A 16,101-nucleotide genomic window follows, 5' to 3' on the forward strand; every position below is an offset into this window, starting at 1 on the left:
GCGTAACTTATTAACGCAGCTTCAGCGTCGACAAACCGAACAGACACAACATCAGCGTGATGATCCAGAAGCGCACGACCACCTGCGTTTCCTTCCATCCCGACAACTCGAAATGGTGATGCAGCGGCGCCATCTTGAAGATGCGCCGCCCTTCGCCGAAGCGTTTTTTCGTGTACTTGAAATAGCTGACCTGCATCATCACGGAGAGCGTTTCCGCGACGAACACGCCGCCCATGATGAACAGCACGACTTCCTGACGCACGATCACCGCGATGGTCCCGAGCGCTCCGCCTAGCGCGAGCGCGCCGACATCGCCCATGAAGACTTGCGCGGGGTGCGTGTTGTACCAGAGAAACGCGAGCCCCGCGCCCCCCATTGCAGAACAAAAGATCAATAACTCACCCGCACCGGGAATGTGCGGGAACAACAGGTATTTCGAGTACACCGAGCTACCCATCACATAGGCAAATGCGCCCAGCGACGCGCCCACCAGCACGACCGGCATGATGACAAGACCGTCGAGGCCATCGGTGAGATTCACCGCGTTGCTCGAACCGACGATCACCAGATACGTCATCGCGATGAAACCCCACGTGCCAAGCGGATAACTGATCGATTTGAGGAATGGCAGCATCAGGTCGGCGCGCGCGGGCAAGCCCATCGACAAGCCGCTTCGCACCCATGCCATGAACAGGTCGAACACACGCGCGTTGTTCGCCTCGGACACGCTGAACGCGAGATACACCGCAGCGAACAAACCGATCACCGATTGCCAGAAATACTTTTCCCGCGACGACATTCCACGCGGGTCTTTATGCACGACCTTGCGGTAGTCATCGACCCAACCGATCACGCCATAACCGAACGTGACGAGCATCACGATCCAGACGAAGCGATTAGTCAGGTCGGCCCACAGCAACGTGGAAAACGCGATGCCCAACAAGATCAGCACGCCGCCCATGGTCGGCGTGCCGGACTTCACCAAATGCGTTTGCGGGCCGTTCGTACGCACGGCCTGACCGACTTTCAGCGAAGTCAGTTTGCGAATCACCCACGGACCGGAGACGAGACCGACGAACAACGCCGTGATCGTCGCGCCGACTGCGCGGAACGTGAGGTAGGTAAACACGCGCAGAAAACTGGCGTCATTCTGAAGCCATTGCGCGAGTGCGAGTAGCATGCTGGTCCTTCTTCTTCAGTGCGCAGCAGGCGTAGCGCCCGCTGCGGGTTGGTGTGGACTCGTCACGGCGTCCACCACGCGCTCCATCTGCATGAAGCGCGAGCCTTTCACGAGAAACGTGGCGTCGAGTCCGAAGCCGGCGCCGGTGAGTGCTGCAATGAGTGAGGTGATATCGGTGAAATGCTGGCCTGCTGTTCCGAAGACTTTGGTCGAATCAATGCTCGCGTCGCCGAGCGCGTAGAGCGCATCAATGCCCCGTTGCGCCGCATACGCTCCCACTTCGCGATGAAACGCCGGGCCTTGGTCACCAACTTCGCCCATGTCGCCCATGACCAGCACACGCGGCGACGGTTGCGATGCCAGCACGTCGATAGCCGCGCGCATGGAATCGGGATTCGAGTTGTACGTATCGTCGATGACGGTCGCGCCTTCGAGCGGCTTCAACACCGCGCGCTTCACTTGCAGGCGGCCTTTAACCGGCATGAAGGCTTCGAGTCCGCGCTTGATGGCATCGAGTGAAACATTGGCCGCGAGCGCCGCTGCGGTTGCTGCCAACGCGTTGCGCGCGTTGTGTTCACCCAGCACCTGCAATGCGACCTCCAGCGGCCCTTCCGGAGTTGCGATCTTTACGCGCGTACCGTCGAGCGTGCCGGTCACGGCCGCTGCGACTTGCGAAGCATCCGTGTGCAACGCGAAATCCAGAATCGGATTGCCCGTCGCAGCGACGCGCCAGATGCTGGCGTATTTGTCGTCGGCGGGGAAAACCGCCGTGCCATTCGCGGCGAGCGAATGAATCACCGACGCATGTTCCAGCGCGACCGCTTCCACCGTCGCCATGAATTCCTGATGCTCGCGTTGCGCGTTGTTCACGACAGCAACCGTCGGCGCGGCGATCTTGCCGAGCGTTTCGGTTTCGCCCGGATGATTCATGCCGAGCTCGATCACCGCGAGCTTGTGCGTTTCGTTCAGACGAAACAGCGTCAACGGCAAGCCGATGTCGTTATTGAAGTTGCCCGCCGTCGCCAGCCGCGCGTTTTCACCGACAGCCGCCGCGAAAATCGACGCAATCATTTCCTTGACCGTCGTTTTGCCATTGCTGCCGGTCACGGCCACCAAGGGCAACGTGAAGCGTTTGCGCCAGCCATACGCCAACGCGCCCAACGCAACGCGCGTGTCCTTGACCTTGATCGCGGGCACATGAAAATCGTCGGGCATGCGCGCTACCAGCGCCGCCGCGATGCCGCGCTGCGCCACTTGCGGCAGGAAATTGTGGGCATCGAAACGATCGCCCTTGATCGCGATGAACAGATCGCCGGGACCTGCCGTGCGGCTATCCGTCGATACCCGCTCGAACGCAACGTGTTGATCGCCGATAACAATCGCGCCCGGAATCTCCAAAGCGGCTTCGCGCAGTGTGAAGAGCGTCATTCACCACCTCCGCGTGCTTGCGTGGCGCGAGCGGCAAGCGCCAGGCGTGCGTGATCCTGATCGGAGAATGCGCGTTTCTTGCCCATGATTTCCTGTGTGGCTTCGTGGCCCTTGCCGGCCAGCACGACCACGTCCTCGCGCGCCGCTGTGCGGATCGCCTGGAGAATCGCGCTCGCACGGTCTTCTATGCGGCGCGCTTTCGACGCATCCTGAAAGCCCGCGGCAACCTGATCGATGATCGCGAGCGGATCTTCACTGCGCGGGTTGTCGCTGGTAATCACGACGTGATCCGCGTTCTTCTCCGCGATAGCACCCATTAGCGGACGCTTGGTCGCGTCACGATCGCCGCCGCAGCCGAACATGCAGATCAACTGACCGCCGCGCGCTTCGGCCATCGGTCGAAGCGCCTCCAGCGTTTTCTCGAGCGCGTCCGGCGTGTGCGCATAATCAATCACCACCAGCGGCTCATCGTTCTGCAAACGGCCGCCGAGGCGCTGCATCCGTCCGTTCACCGGTTCAAGCTTCGCGATCTGTGCGAGCGCGGCATCGAGCGGAATCTGCGCCGCCAGCAACGCGCCCAGCACGCCGAGCAGATTGCTCACGTTGAATGCGCCGAGCGTGGCGACTTCCACGTCGGCGTCGCCCCAGCCGGAACTCAAATGGAACGCCGTGCCCGTCGCGGTCGCGCGCACGCGGCTGGCAAGCAGCAACGCGTCGGCTTTCACGTTCGCGGACTGCGACGCGCTTTCAATGCCATACGCAATCGTTCTCGTTCGACCGTGACACGATGCAATCAAACGCTGACCGGCTGCATCGTCACGATTGATGACTGCCGCTTTCAACGCCGGCCACGCGAACAGCTTCGCCTTCGCCGCTTCATACGCGGCGAACGTGCCGTGATAGTCGAGATGATCCTGCGTGAGGTTCGTGAAAATGGCGATGTCGAACTTCGTGCCATTCACGCGCCCCTGATGCAAAGCATGCGACGACACTTCCATTGCAACGGCCTTCGCGCCGTCAGCCTTGAATTGGGCAAACGTGCGTTGCAGTTGCGGCGCGTCGGGGGTCGTAAAACCGGAGTGCACGAGCTTGCCCGGCATGCCGCTGCCCAGCGTGCCGATCACCGCACACGGCATGCCCAACGCCGACAGCGCAGTGGCGAGCCATTGGCTGCACGACGTCTTGCCGTTCGTTCCGGTCACACCCGCAACCAGCATGGAGTCGGTCGGCTCGCCGTACCACGCCGATGCAATCGGTCCAGCCAGTTCGTTAAGCGCTTTGACCGCAAACGCACTCGACGCATCGGGCTTGCCCGCAAAATTTTCCGGCTGATACAGCACGGCAGCGGCGCCTCTTTCAAACGCGGCATCGATGAACGGACGGCTATCCGCCCCATCCACAGCGTAGGCAAAAAACACGTCACCGGGTTTTAGCGAGCGCGAGTCGGCGTGCAATTGCGCACTGGCATCAACGTGCGCACGCAGCCACGCGACCGCTTTCGCGATTTGCGCCTGCTGCTTGACCAAGCCCAAGCCGCTCATCGAACGACTCCCGGGTGATTTTTCAGATTCGTCGATACCTTCAGCTTCTTCGGCGAATTCGTATTCGTGTTCGTATTCGTCGCGTTGGGCTTCTTGATGTCGGTGGCGGGCGTGCCGGAAGCGGGGTCGTCGGACACCACCATCTGCTTTACCGCCATGTCGGGCGGAACGTTCAGCGAACGCAGCGTGTCGCCGGCGATCGCCGAGAACACCGGACCCGACACCTGGCCGCCAAAGTGGCTGCCGGCCGTCGGTTCATCAACGGAAACCGCCACTACGATGCGCGGATTCGGCATCGGCCCCATGCCGACGAACGACGCGCGATATTTCGATTTATCGTAGCTGCGGCCAGAGTGCTTGTACGCCGTACCCGACTTGCCGCCCACGCGGTACCCCGGCACGGCCGCATCCGGCGATGTACCGCCCTTCGCCGTCACCGTTTCGAGCATGGCGCGCACTTCTCGCGCGGTGGTCGGTGCAAACACTTGCGGACCGGTCACAGGCGCATCGCCCGGCGTACGGAAAATGGACACCGGCAACACTTGCCCGTCGTGCGCAATAGCGGTGTATGCACGCGCCAACTGGAACAGCGACGCCGACAGGCCATAGCCATACGACATGGTCGCCTGTTCGATCCGGCGCCAGCTTTTCCACGGCCGCAAACGGCCGGACACCGCGCCCGGGAACCCGACCTTCGGCGCTTGCCCAAGCCCGATGCTCGTATACATGTTCCACATCTCTTCGGGCCGCAACTGCATCGCAATCTTGGTGGCTCCGATGTTGCTCGACTTCTGGATCACGCCACCCACGGTGAGCGTGCCGAAACCGGAGTCGTCGGTGATGCGCGCGCCGTCGAGGACAAACTGCCCGTTACCCGTTTCCACCAGCGTATTGGGCGTGACACGATGCAGATCGAGCGCCAGCGATACGGTGAACGGCTTCATGATCGAGCCCGGCTCGAACGTGTCCGTCATGATCCGGTTGCGCAACTGCTCGCCAGTCATGCGCGAGCGGTCGTTCGGGTTGTAGGTCGGATAGTTGACAAGCGCGAGCACTTCGCCGGTCTGCACGTCGATCACGATCGCCGCGCCCGCCTTGGCCTTGAACTTCTCCACGGCCGCTTTCAGGTTCGTGTACGCGATGTACTGAATCTTGCTGTCGATGGACAACTCCACGTCGGCACCGTTATGCGGCACGACTTGCTCGTCCACGTCTTCGACGACGTGTCCCATCCGATCCTTGATCACGCGACGCATGCCCGGCGTTCCGGCAAGAATGCCCTGATCGCCGAGTTCCACGCCTTCCTGACCCTTGTCTTCAATATTAGTAAAGCCGATCAGATGCGCAGTGATCTCGCCTTCCGGATAGAAGCGCTTGTATTCACCGCGCGAATAAATGCCGGGGATGTCCAGGGCCGCGACTTTCTGCGCGACTTCCATGGGCACTTGGCGCTTCACATAGACGAAGGTCTTGTCCATCGAGAGCTTCGCGCGCAATTCCTTCGGCGACATATCGAGCAGCGTGGCGAGCTGGCCGAGCTTGTCGGCGGCGAGATCGTCCGGAACGGCTTCGGGAATAGCCCAGATCGCCTTGACGGGCAGACTGGTCGCAAGCACCAAGCCGTTGCGGTCCTTGATCTGGCCGCGCGTGGCCGGCAATTCGAGCGTGCGCTGATAGCGGCTTTCGCCCTGCTTCTTGAAGAACGCGTTGCCCGGACCCTGGATCCAGAACGCACGCCCGGCAAGCGCGACGAACGCCATGAACAGCATGAACACGACGAGCTTCGAGCGCCACATGGGAAGGCGCACCGAGAGGATGGGGTTGGGCGTGAAGGCGACGCCCTTGTTTTTCTTTGGCGACGGTTTCATCGTTTCACCCCGCGCGCGGGAGGAGCCGACGCCGGCACAGGCGCAGGCAACGGCGCGTCCGTGGCCTTCGACGTCGCCGGGTCATAGTTCAGATATTGCGTGCGGCCCGTCGTGACGGGCTGCATCTTCAGGGACGTAGTAGCCAACTGCTCGATACGCGAGGTTTTCGACAACGCGCTCTGCTGATATTGAAGCTGCGAAAAATCCTGCTGCAACTGACGCTCTTGCGACTGCGCCCGCTGCACATCGATAAAAATCTGCCGTTGCTTGTTCGACGCGCTCACCGCGGACAGCGCGCAGCCGAGGACGACGATCAGCAGGAAGATGTTGAGACGATTCATGGCGGCGTCTGCCCGGTAGTCTGAGCAGTAACGCGCTCGGCAATCCGCATCACGGCGGAACGCGCACGCGGGTTCGCCGCGACTTCAGCGTCAGACGCAAACACACGGCCAAGCAGCTTGAGCGGCGGGCTGGGCAAATCAGCGGCACGAATCGGCAGGCGGCGGTCGATCGCAGGCCCGCTTGCGTGGGCCTGCATGAAACGCTTGACGATCCGGTCCTCGAGCGAATGAAAGCTGATCACGACCAGCCGCCCCCCTTGCTCCAACAACGCCAATGCTGCGTCCAGAACTACTTGCAGCTCCGCAAGCTCTTGATTGATGTGAATCCGTATAGCCTGAAAGGTGCGAGTTGCCGGGTCCTTGCCCTTCTCACGGGTTTTGACGACGTGACCCACGATTTGGGCAAGCTCGCCCGTGCTGACGAGAGGCCCAAGACGGTCGGACTCTGCCCGGCGAGCAACAAGCGCCTTTGCAATCTGAAAAGCAAACCGTTCTTCCCCATAATCTTTAATCACCTCCGTCAGTTCCTGCACCGTTGCCCGCGCCAGCCATTGCGCAGCAGATTCGCCACGGCTCGGGTCCATCCGCATGTCGAGCGGGCCATCGGCCCGGAAGCTGAAGCCGCGATCCGGGTCGTCCACTTGCGGCGACGACACCCCCAGATCCAGCAACACGCCCGACACTCTCTCAACTCCTCGCTCGGCAGCAGCGTCGGCTAACGAGGCGAAACTCTCATGCACGATCGAAAATCTTGAATCCTGAATCTGTGCGGCCGTGGCGATGGCCAGCGGGTCTTTGTCGAACGCGATCAGGCGGCCGGCTTCCCCCAGCTTCGTCAGGATCAGACGGCTATGGCCGCCGCGCCCGAACGTCCCGTCTATATAAGTACCGTCTACGCGCGTAACCAGCGCATCGACCGCTTCGTCCAGCAGCACCGTGCGATGCTGCAACTCGTTTTTCATCGCAGGGGCCATGTCTTTAGCGCCGCGTCAAAACGTGAAATTCTTCAGCGCGTCAGGCATGCCTTGCGCCATTGCCGCTTTTTCCTTCTCGGCGTAAGTCGCCGCGTCCCACAATTCGAGGTAATTACCCATGCCAAGCAGCGTCACTTCCTTTTCCAGCGATCCAGCCGAACGCAGCTCCGGCGATACCAGCACGCGTCCCGCGCTGTCGATGTCAACATCCATGGCGTTGCCGAGATAAATCCGGCGCCACCACAGGGCATCCATAGGGAGTGCAGCGATTTTCGAGCGGAAGATTTCCCACTCCGGGCGAGGAAAGAGCAACAGGCATCCATCCGGGCTCTTCGTGAGCGTCACCCGGCCTTCTGCCTGTCCTTGCAGCGCTTCCCGATAGCGAGACGGGACGGACATCCGTCCTTTCGCATCGAGCGACAGCGCCGAAGCCCCCTGGAACACTCGCCCTCTCCTCTTCACGACGCGCACAAGCGTCACGACTTTGTTGGAATATGCCTGAAAGTGCTCTCTGAATCACACAAAAATACACTTTCTCACACCATTTCCCACTGTAGAGGAAGGCATTTCCCCGGTCAATACGATCTGGCATTTTTTGACTAAATTTGTTTGCTAGAACAATGACTTAGCGCAGACCGCTAAAGTAGGGCGAAATTTCGAAAAGCGTTATGAATGAATGATGTAGTGACGAAAGTGAAGGTAGTACGTGAAATGACGGAGAAAGACTAGGGGGTGGTTTCGTTCTGCGAGGGCAGACAGGAGGGGATTACGGGTCAGATTGAACGCAGAAACCAGGCGAAGAGTGAGACCGCATCTCGCCGGATCAACGAGATGCGTGACTGATTAAATATAGTACGCCGTGCGGGTCATGACCTTCGATGTCGCGCGCATCAGCGCCCGCACTGGAAACGGCAGTTCGACACCACCCGCGTTGACCGCAGCGACCGCATGCGCGGCTTCATCGACGCGCATTTGCTCAACGATCGCGCGCGATGCGTGGTCATTCGCAGGCAGACTCGTCATATGGCTATTCAGGTGCTTCTCGACCTGGCGCTCGGTTTCCGCCATGAAACCGAGACTGACGCGGTCGCCGAATCTTCCCGCGACAAACCCCAGCGCCAGCGACCCCGTGTACCACAGCGGATTGAGCAGGCTCGGCCGTGAGTCGAGGTCGCGCAACCGTTGTGTTGTCCACGCGAGATGGTCTTCCTCCTCGCGCGCCGCTTGCTCGAAGCCGCGCTTCAACGTCGCCGACTTGGTCGCGAGTTTTTGCGCCTGATACAGCGCTTGCGCGCACACCTCGCCGACATGATTCACGCGCATCAACGCCGCCGAATGCGCTTTTTCCTCCGCGGTCAGCGCCGTATCCGCGGGCTCGACTGGCGCCGCTGCATCGTCCGCGCGAATCGTTTGCGGCGCCGGTATCGGACGCGACATCCGCGATACGCCGGTCATCGACCGCAGTCCACGATCGAACTCAGAGATCAGTTCATCGAGTGTCATTTCATAACTCCTGTTTCGATCTCCTGAGCGATTTTGCATCGGACGAAGGTCGATCAACCAACAAATTACGTACTCTTTAAAACGTGTAATTAGGGCAAGTACGAGTCGTAAATATGCCCGAAACGACGATTTTACCGCATGTTGCGTAAACGTCACACGGAGGAAACAGAGGGACGGCTTTTCCTTTGTCGCTAAAAGCCTCTTTGTTACATTACGTTCAACTTCAATTTTGAAGTACCGGCGGGGACGTCAACACACTGGCGCTAAGAACAGTGACCTTGCCAAACAGTTTCAACACTTTGGAGATCGTTAATGAAAAAGTCGCTTCTCGCTCTGGCTGCGTTGGGTACATTCGCAGGTGCCGCGCATGCTCAGAGCAGCGTGACGCTGTACGGTATCGTCGATGCAGGTTTCGTTTATAACAATAACTCGGGCGGCCAAAAGCTGTACGCAACGAGCGCCGGCAATCTGCAAGGCGATCGTTGGGGCCTGCGTGGTAAGGAAGATCTGGGCGGTGGCCTGACGGCACTGTTCGTGTTGGAAAACGGCTTTAACGTGTTCACCGGCAAGCTGAATCAAGGCGGCGACGAATTCGGCCGTCAAGCTTACGTCGGTCTGTCGAGCCAGTACGGTACGGTCACCCTCGGTCGTCAATACGACTCCGTGGTCGACTACACCGGCGCACTCGAAGTTGGTAGCCAGTGGGGCACGTTCTACGCCGCGCACCCGGGCGACCTGGACAACATGAACAACTCGAATCGCACGAACAATTCGATCAAGTACGCCAGCACCAACTACAGCGGCATCACGTTCGGCGGCTTGTACAGCTTGGGCGGCGTTGCAGGTCAATTCAACCGCAACCAGATCTTCTCGGGCGGTATTGGCTATGCACAAGGTCCGTTGACCTTGGGTGCGGCTTACTTGAACGTCAAGAACCCGAACTACTCGTTCTTCGGAAACAACTCGACGTCGTCGACGACGGCAACGAACATGAGCGCCTCGCAGGTGTACTCGGGCTTCGCAACGGCCAAGACGCAGCAAGTGATTTCGGCCGGCGGTGCTTACACGTTCGGCCCGGCAACGGTCGGTGCAACATACAGCAACACGCAGTTCAAGGATCTTGGACAGACCGCCGTCGCAGGCGCGCGGACCGTCTCGGGCAACGCCAAGTTCCACAACGCCGAACTCAACTTCAAGTATCAGTTGACCCCGGCGTTGCTGCTCGGCGCAGCGTACGACTACACGAAGGCATATAGCATCGCCAACGAAAAGATCCATCAAGGTGTCTTGGGCGCGGACTACTTCCTGTCAAAGCGCACCGACTTTTACATCGACGCGATCTACCAACACGCATCGGGCACGAACTCGCTCAACGGCACGGCTACGGCGCAGATCAACGGCCTGTCGGCTTCGTCGACGTCGAACCAAGTCGCAGCGATCGTCGGTATCCGTCACAAGTTCTAATAAGTCGTAATAAAAACAGTTGTCTTGAAAGGCGCCTTCGGGCGCCTTTTTTTCGTCCTGATTCCGGCTGAATATGCCCGGTATCGGCGTTTCCGATAAAAAAAAGCCTCCGCATCTTGCGATGCGAAGGCTTGCTGTTTCTTTTGCGCTTTACCGCCGGGAAGTTCTCAGGCGTTGCCGTCGCGCAACTCTCTGCGCAGTATCTTGCCGACATTGCTCTTGGGCAATTCCGTCCGGAACTCGATCACACGCGGCCGCTTGTAACCCGTCAAGCGCTCCTTGCAGTAGGCCATCACATCGGCTTCAGTCAAATGCGGATCGCGGCGCACGACAAACAGTTTGACCGCTTCGCCGGAGGTCGCATCCTTCACACCGACCGCCGCTACTTCGAAAACGCCCGGAAGCTTCGCCACCACGTCCTCTATCTCGTTCGGATACACGTTGAAGCCCGACACCAGGATCATGTCCTTCTTGCGATCCACGATCTTCACGTATCCGCGTTCGTCCATGATGCCGACGTCGCCTGACTTGAAGAAACCGTCGGACGTCATCACTTTCGCCGTCTCATCGGGACGATTCCAGTAACCCGCCATCACCTGTGGCCCGCGAATGCAGATCTCACCGGGCTGGCCGAGCGGCATATCGTTGTTGTCGTCGTCGCGGATGACGAGTTCGGTGGAGGGAAACGGCAAGCCGATCGTGCCGGTGTATTCGGTGGCAGTCACCGGATTGCACGTCACGCAAGGCGACGTTTCGGACAACCCATAACCTTCGATAATCGGCGAACCCGTCGTCTCGAACCATCGCTTCGCCACGGCTTCCTGCACGGCCATGCCGCCGCCGTTCGCTGCGATCAGTTTGGAAAAATCGAGCTTGGCGAATTCCGGATTGTTCAGCAGCGCGTTGTACAGCGTGTTCACGGCCGGAAATGTGTTGATCGCGAAGCCTTTCAGCTCCTTGATCGTGCCGGGGATATCGCGCGGATTCGGAATCAGGATGCCCATGCCGCCCGTGCGCAGGGTCAGGAAGCCGCAAACGGTCAGCGCAAAGATGTGATAAAGCGGCAGTGCCACGACGGTCACGAACTGATCGATGTCGGGCCGGTTCTTGCGTCCGGGTTCGAGCCAGACTTCGGACTGCAAGACGTTGGCGATCAAATTTCGATGCAGCAACATCGCGCCCTTCGCCACACCCGTTGTGCCGCCGGTGTACTGGAGGAAAGCGATGTCGTCGGGACCTTGCTTGATAGGTTTGAGCGTTTCGCGCGCGCCTTGCCGAAGAGCCGCGTTGAAACTCACGTGGCCAGGGAGATTCCACGCCGGCACCAGTTTCTTCACGCGACGCACGACGAAGTTGACGATCACGCCCTTCGCGCCCATCAGATCGCCCATCGACGCAACCACGACGTGCTTGATCGCCGTGTTCTTGGCGACGACCTGCACGGTGTGCGCGAAGTTCTCGAGCACGACAATCGCCTCGGCTCCCGAATCCCTCAACTGATGTTCGAGTTCACGCGGCGTATAGAGCGGATTCACGTTCACGACGACATAACCCGCGCGCAAGATCGCGACAATGGCGACGGGATACTGCAGCACGTTCGGCATCATGATCGCGACGCGCGCTCCGGGCTTCAACCCACGCGACTGGAACCATGCAGCAAGCTGGGTGGACAGCGTGTCGAGTTCGCCATACGTGATTGCCTTGCCCATGCAAACAAACGCGCGCTTGTTGCGGTACTCGCGAAAACTCTCTTCGAGCAACTCGGAAAGCGAGTTGAACTGAGTCTCGTCGATTTCCTCGGGCACGCCTGCCGGATAAGACTTCAGCCAGATTTTTTCCATACGGCGTCTCCTTTGTATGATTTTAGAATGGTCGTGCGAAAATACTCCGTAGCGCATCCTAGCTGCTCGATCGCATTCCGACAACCGGGTTAGACGCCAGCTTCCAATCCGGCCGGCACGTGCTTCGCCTTACCCTGTATGGCTTCTGCCTGTTTTGACTGATTCAGTACGCCGCCTCGACCTCCACGAGACAGTCATAAAATGTCGCCGATCCGCCGAGATCGGTCAAAGCCTGGCTGGTCACCTGATTGGCGTTGCAGCCATCCGGCGCGAGCTTCTTCCACCACACCGATAATCCCACCACCACGCCCTCACGCGCACGATCGGTGACGCGCACACGCGCCTCCATCGAACCGCGATCGTTGAATATGCGTACCCGCTCACCCTCGGTGATCTGACGGGCGTGGGCGTCGGCGGGATGCATGTCGAGATGCGGTTCGCCTTCCGTCGATCGCAGGCTTTCCACATTAACGAAGCTGCTGTTGAGGAAGTTCCGAGCGGGCGGGGAGATCATCGCGAGCGGATAGCGCGCAGCGAGTTCCGGCGCGTACTCGGCCGACTCGTACGGCGGCAGATAATCCGGCACCGGTTCGAGCCCGGCACGTTGCAAACGCTCACTGAAAAATTCGCATTTCCCCGATGGCGTGTGGAAACCGCCCTCGGCAAACGGCGCTTCCGCCAGCTTGAGCTGCGCCCAGCCCTTCGTTTTGAGCGTCTCCCAGCTAACACCCGTCAGCGCGGGATCGTCCCAGCGGAATGCCTTCGATGCCACCTCTTCGTCACTTTCGAACAGTGCCGGATGCGTGAGCCCCATCGCCCTGGCCAGGCCGCGAAAAATCTCCGTGTTCGCCCGCGATTCGCCCACCGGCGCGATCGCCGGCAAGTTCGCCATCACATGCGTGTGGCCGTACGACTTGTGGGCGTCGAGATGCTCGAGCTGCGTGGTCGCCGGCAAGATCAGATCGGCGTAATCGGCGGTATCGGTCTGGAAATGTTCGAGCACGATGGTGAACAGGTCTTCACGCGCGAAGCCCGCCGCGACCTTGGCTGAATCCGGCGCGACCGCGACCGGGTTCGAGTTATAGACAATCAACGCTTCAACCTTCGGGCCGAAGCTTGCGTCGCCGCTATGCAACAACGCGTCACCGATAGCATTCATGTTCACGATGCGCGGAAGCTTCGATGGCCATCCCGCCAACAAGTCCGGCCGTTCGAGCGCGTTGACATCGACCGGAGCCCAACCCGACGATGACAGCAGCAAGCCGCCCGAACGCTCACGCCATGCGCCGGTCAGGGACGGCAGACAGGCTATCGCGCGGACCGCATTGCCGCCGCCACGCACGCGCTGCATTCCGTAGTTGAGGCGTATCGATGCCTTTTTCGTCGATCCGAATGCCCGCGCGAGATCGATCACGACCTGCTCTTCGATCCCGCATATTTTCGCGACGCGCGCCGGCGGATAGTCGTGGGCGCGAGCCTTGAGTTGATCGAAGCCGAGCGTGTAGGCATCGATGTAGTCCTGATCGATCATTCCTTCGCCGATCATCACGTTCATCATGCCGAGCGCCAGCGCGCCATCCGTGCCCGGTTTCAACGCGATGTGCTGATGGCATTTTTCTGCGGTCAACGAGCGGTATGGATCGATGGCGATTAACCGGGCGCCACGTCGTTTGGCCTCCTGCGCGCGCGTCCAGAAATGCAGATTCGATGCGATCGAATTCGATCCCCAGATCAGGATCAGCTCGCTTTCCTCGAAATACTCTGTATGCATGCCGAGACTTCCGCCGTATGTGTAGCGCAAGCCCGCGGCGCCGGCGGCCGCGCAAATGGTGCGATCCAGACGCGACGCGCCGAGCACATTGAAGAACCGCGCCGCAATACTTTCGCCCTGAACGAGCCCCATGGTGCCCGCGTAGCTATAGGGCAAGATCGCTTCGGGCGCTCGGGCCGCGATTTCGTTCAGACGTTCAGCGGCGAATTTCAGCGCTTCGTCCCAGCCAATCGCTTCGAAACGGCCTTGACCCTTCGGACCGACGCGACGCATCGGTGTGAGCAATCGATCTCGATGATGTGTCCGTTCGGCATAGCGCGACACCTTCGTACAAAGCACGCCCTGCGTGGGCGGATGATCCGGGTCGCCGGTCACCTTGACGGCGCGGCCGTCCTTCACCGTGACGCGCATCGCGCAGGTGTCGGGACAGTCGTGCGGGCAGACGGCGCGGGCGAATTCGGCGAGAGCATTCATGCGGATATCCGGTAGGAACGTGCAAAGAGCAGACAGAGAAGTCGATTTTATTACGGTTGGCCTGACCTCACCGTCCCGAACTTCGATAAATAGTCGCGGGCGTAGAATGGAGCGATCGACGCGAACGACAGCACGCGCAACGTTAATTTTTCAGGCAGAGGCCAGTTTCATGAATCTGATTCCAGAAATCCAAGCGTCGCACGAGGAGATCAAAACTCTGCGACGAACGATCCATGCGCATCCCGAGTTGCGCTATGAAGAAGTTGGCACGGCAAAACTAGTCGCCGAAAATCTCGAACGATGGGGCCTGGAGGTTCATCGCGGCATGGGCAAAACTGGAGTAGTCGGTGTGCTCAAACGCGGCTCGAGTCTCCGGTGCGTGGGCCTGCGAGCCGACATGGACGCGTTGCCGATCACCGAAATCAACACGTTCGGCCATCGGTCGCAAAATGAAGGACGCATGCATGCGTGCGGTCACGACGGCCATACCGCGATGTTATTGGGCGCGGCGAAATATCTGGCTGAGCACGGGAAGTTCGACGGCACCATCGTGTTCATCTTTCAGCCAGCCGAAGAAGGCGGTGCGGGCGCCAAGGCAATGATTGAAGACGGGTTATTCGAACAATTTCCCGTTGACGCGGTGTTTGGCATCCACAACTGGCCAGGCATTCCCGCGGGTCACTTCGGCGTCACCCCAGGCCCGATCATGGCGTCGAGCAACGAATTTCGCATAAACATCAAGGGCATTGGCTCACACGCAGCGTTACCGCACAACGGACACGACCCGGTATTCACCGCGGTTCAGATTGCCAATGGGCTGCAAGGGATTATCACGCGCAACAAGAAACCCATCGATACCGCTGTCCTTTCGATCACCCAGATCCATGCCGGCGACACGTCCAACGTTGTCCCCGATGAGGCTTGGCTCGGTGGCACCGTGCGAACATTTACCGTTGAAACACTTGATTTGATCGAGCACCGGATGCGGAAGATTGTCGAGTCCACCGCGGCTGCATACGAGTGCGAGGTTTCCATCGATTTTCATCGCAACTATCCGCCCACGATCAACGACGCTGAGCAGACGCGGTTCGCGGCGTCGGTGATGACGGAGGTCGTCGGAAAGGAAAACGTCAATGCATCCGTTGAACCGACAATGGGCGCAGAGGACTTTTCCTTCATGCTGCTTGCGAAGCCGGGCTGCTATGCGTTTTTGGGGAACGGCGAAGGATCTCATCGGGAAGCTGGACACGGCTTGGGTCCGTGCATGCTTCACAACGCAAGCTACGATTTCAACGACGCACTGTTATCAGTTGGATCGACGTATTGGGTGCGGCTTGCGGAAAAATTTCTGGCAATTCGAGATCAGGCGACAAGCTGATTCAGTTCCGCACTTTCATTTCAAAATCGGTGCGTCTACTGTGTTTTAGGTAGACGCATTTTGTTTTGTAGCCGCGGGTTGCGTTTCAGCGATCTGATAGATCTGATAGGCGAGCGTTTTGGATTCGCTTATCCGCGTGATCGGGAGATGGTCTGGTTTCGTATGGACATGGCTTGTCTCTGTTTGAAAGCCGCAGATCCACGATGTATACGTGTTGATGTCAAAGCACCGCACGTTTTGAGCGATTCGAACTGAAGGGAACTAGAAACGCAAAAACCCCACTTTTTGGGTGGGGTTTTTGTTAGCTGGCAAGTGCTCGAAAGCGGCTTGTGAGCAGA

General features: G+C 59.5%; 12 protein-coding genes. 2 read left to right on the forward strand and 10 right to left on the reverse strand.

Annotated elements, in window-relative coordinates; all coding sequences use genetic code 11:
• Positions 1-10 precede the first annotated feature (10 nt).
• The 8 genes from mraY to coq7 form a co-directional block, all read right to left on the reverse strand.
• Complete coding sequence (gene mraY, locus M0D69_RS29950; protein ID WP_047845303.1) at positions 11-1,180, reverse strand: phospho-N-acetylmuramoyl-pentapeptide-transferase; 1,170 nt, start codon at positions 1,178-1,180, stop codon at positions 11-13.
• Between the two features lie 15 nt (positions 1,181-1,195).
• Positions 1,196-2,608, reverse strand: a complete 1,413-nt coding sequence (murF, locus tag M0D69_RS29955; RefSeq protein ID WP_301785471.1) for a UDP-N-acetylmuramoyl-tripeptide--D-alanyl-D-alanine ligase — start codon at positions 2,606-2,608, stop codon at positions 1,196-1,198.
• Positions 2,605-4,149, reverse strand: a complete 1,545-nt coding sequence (locus M0D69_RS29960; RefSeq protein WP_301785472.1) for a UDP-N-acetylmuramoyl-L-alanyl-D-glutamate--2,6-diaminopimelate ligase — start codon at positions 4,147-4,149, stop codon at positions 2,605-2,607. Before M0D69_RS29960 ends, murF begins: the two co-directional genes overlap by 4 nt.
• Complete coding sequence (locus M0D69_RS29965; protein WP_301785473.1) at positions 4,146-6,017, reverse strand: penicillin-binding protein 2; 1,872 nt, start codon at positions 6,015-6,017, stop codon at positions 4,146-4,148. Before M0D69_RS29965 ends, M0D69_RS29960 begins: the two co-directional genes overlap by 4 nt.
• Positions 6,014-6,358: a cell division protein FtsL gene (gene ftsL, locus M0D69_RS29970; protein WP_047845307.1), complete on the reverse strand. Its 345-nt coding sequence runs from the start codon at positions 6,356-6,358 to the stop codon at positions 6,014-6,016. Before ftsL ends, M0D69_RS29965 begins: the two co-directional genes overlap by 4 nt.
• Entirely contained in the window at positions 6,355-7,332 is a 978-nt protein-coding gene (rsmH, locus tag M0D69_RS29975; protein WP_301785474.1) for a 16S rRNA (cytosine(1402)-N(4))-methyltransferase RsmH, read from the reverse strand. The genes ftsL and rsmH overlap by 4 nt, the downstream gene beginning before the upstream one ends.
• 15 nt (positions 7,333-7,347) lie before the next feature.
• A complete protein-coding gene (gene mraZ / locus M0D69_RS29980; RefSeq protein ID WP_301785475.1) occupies positions 7,348-7,776 on the reverse strand; it encodes a division/cell wall cluster transcriptional repressor MraZ in 429 nt (142 codons plus the stop codon).
• A 399-nt stretch (positions 7,777-8,175) separates the two neighbouring features.
• Positions 8,176-8,835 carry a 2-polyprenyl-3-methyl-6-methoxy-1,4-benzoquinone monooxygenase gene (gene coq7, locus M0D69_RS29985; protein WP_301785476.1) on the reverse strand — a complete coding sequence of 220 codons (660 nt, stop codon included), beginning with the start codon at positions 8,833-8,835 and terminating at the stop codon, positions 8,176-8,178.
• 312 nt (positions 8,836-9,147) lie between these two features.
• Here coq7 and M0D69_RS29990 point away from each other — a divergent pair, with 312 nt between their 5' ends.
• A complete protein-coding gene (locus tag M0D69_RS29990) occupies positions 9,148-10,299 on the forward strand; it encodes a porin (RefSeq protein WP_301785477.1) in 1,152 nt (383 codons plus the stop codon).
• Between the two features lie 167 nt (positions 10,300-10,466).
• On the opposite strand, the gene M0D69_RS29995 is transcribed toward M0D69_RS29990, so the two are convergent.
• A complete protein-coding gene (locus M0D69_RS29995; protein ID WP_301785478.1) occupies positions 10,467-12,140 on the reverse strand; it encodes a long-chain fatty acid--CoA ligase in 1,674 nt (557 codons plus the stop codon).
• A 163-nt stretch (positions 12,141-12,303) separates the two neighbouring features.
• Positions 12,304-14,385 carry a molybdopterin-dependent oxidoreductase gene (locus tag M0D69_RS30000; protein WP_301785479.1) on the reverse strand — a complete coding sequence of 694 codons (2,082 nt, stop codon included), beginning with the start codon at positions 14,383-14,385 and terminating at the stop codon, positions 12,304-12,306.
• 169 nt (positions 14,386-14,554) lie between these two features.
• Between M0D69_RS30000 and M0D69_RS30005 the strand changes: the two genes are divergently transcribed.
• Positions 14,555-15,763, forward strand: coding sequence for a M20 aminoacylase family protein (locus tag M0D69_RS30005; protein ID WP_301785480.1), 1,209 nt, complete (start codon positions 14,555-14,557; stop codon positions 15,761-15,763).
• Positions 15,764-16,101 lie beyond the last annotated feature (338 nt).

This window comes from Caballeronia sp. SEWSISQ10-4 2, assembly GCF_030464885.1.
Lineage (GTDB): Bacteria > Pseudomonadota > Gammaproteobacteria > Burkholderiales > Burkholderiaceae > Caballeronia.

What these genes read in the sequence shown, in the direction of transcription:
- mraY (WP_047845303.1), bottom strand. Translation starts at nt 1,180, where the DNA reads ATGCTACTCGCACTCGCGCAATGGCTTCAGAATGACGCCAGTTTTCTG.
- murF (WP_301785471.1), bottom strand. Translation starts at nt 2,608, where the DNA reads ATGACGCTCTTCACACTGCGCGAAGCCGCTTTGGAGATTCCGGGCGCG.
- M0D69_RS29960 (WP_301785472.1), bottom strand. Translation starts at nt 4,149, where the DNA reads ATGAGCGGCTTGGGCTTGGTCAAGCAGCAGGCGCAAATCGCGAAAGCG.
- M0D69_RS29965 (WP_301785473.1), bottom strand. Translation starts at nt 6,017, where the DNA reads ATGAAACCGTCGCCAAAGAAAAACAAGGGCGTCGCCTTCACGCCCAAC.
- ftsL (WP_047845307.1), bottom strand. Translation starts at nt 6,358, where the DNA reads ATGAATCGTCTCAACATCTTCCTGCTGATCGTCGTCCTCGGCTGCGCG.
- rsmH (WP_301785474.1), bottom strand. Translation starts at nt 7,332, where the DNA reads ATGGCCCCTGCGATGAAAAACGAGTTGCAGCATCGCACGGTGCTGCTG.
- coq7 (WP_301785476.1), bottom strand. Translation starts at nt 8,835, where the DNA reads ATGACACTCGATGAACTGATCTCTGAGTTCGATCGTGGACTGCGGTCG.
- M0D69_RS29990 (WP_301785477.1), top strand. Translation starts at nt 9,148, where the DNA reads ATGAAAAAGTCGCTTCTCGCTCTGGCTGCGTTGGGTACATTCGCAGGT.
- M0D69_RS29995 (WP_301785478.1), bottom strand. Translation starts at nt 12,140, where the DNA reads ATGGAAAAAATCTGGCTGAAGTCTTATCCGGCAGGCGTGCCCGAGGAA.
- M0D69_RS30000 (WP_301785479.1), bottom strand. Translation starts at nt 14,385, where the DNA reads ATGAATGCTCTCGCCGAATTCGCCCGCGCCGTCTGCCCGCACGACTGT.
- M0D69_RS30005 (WP_301785480.1), top strand. Translation starts at nt 14,555, where the DNA reads ATGAATCTGATTCCAGAAATCCAAGCGTCGCACGAGGAGATCAAAACT.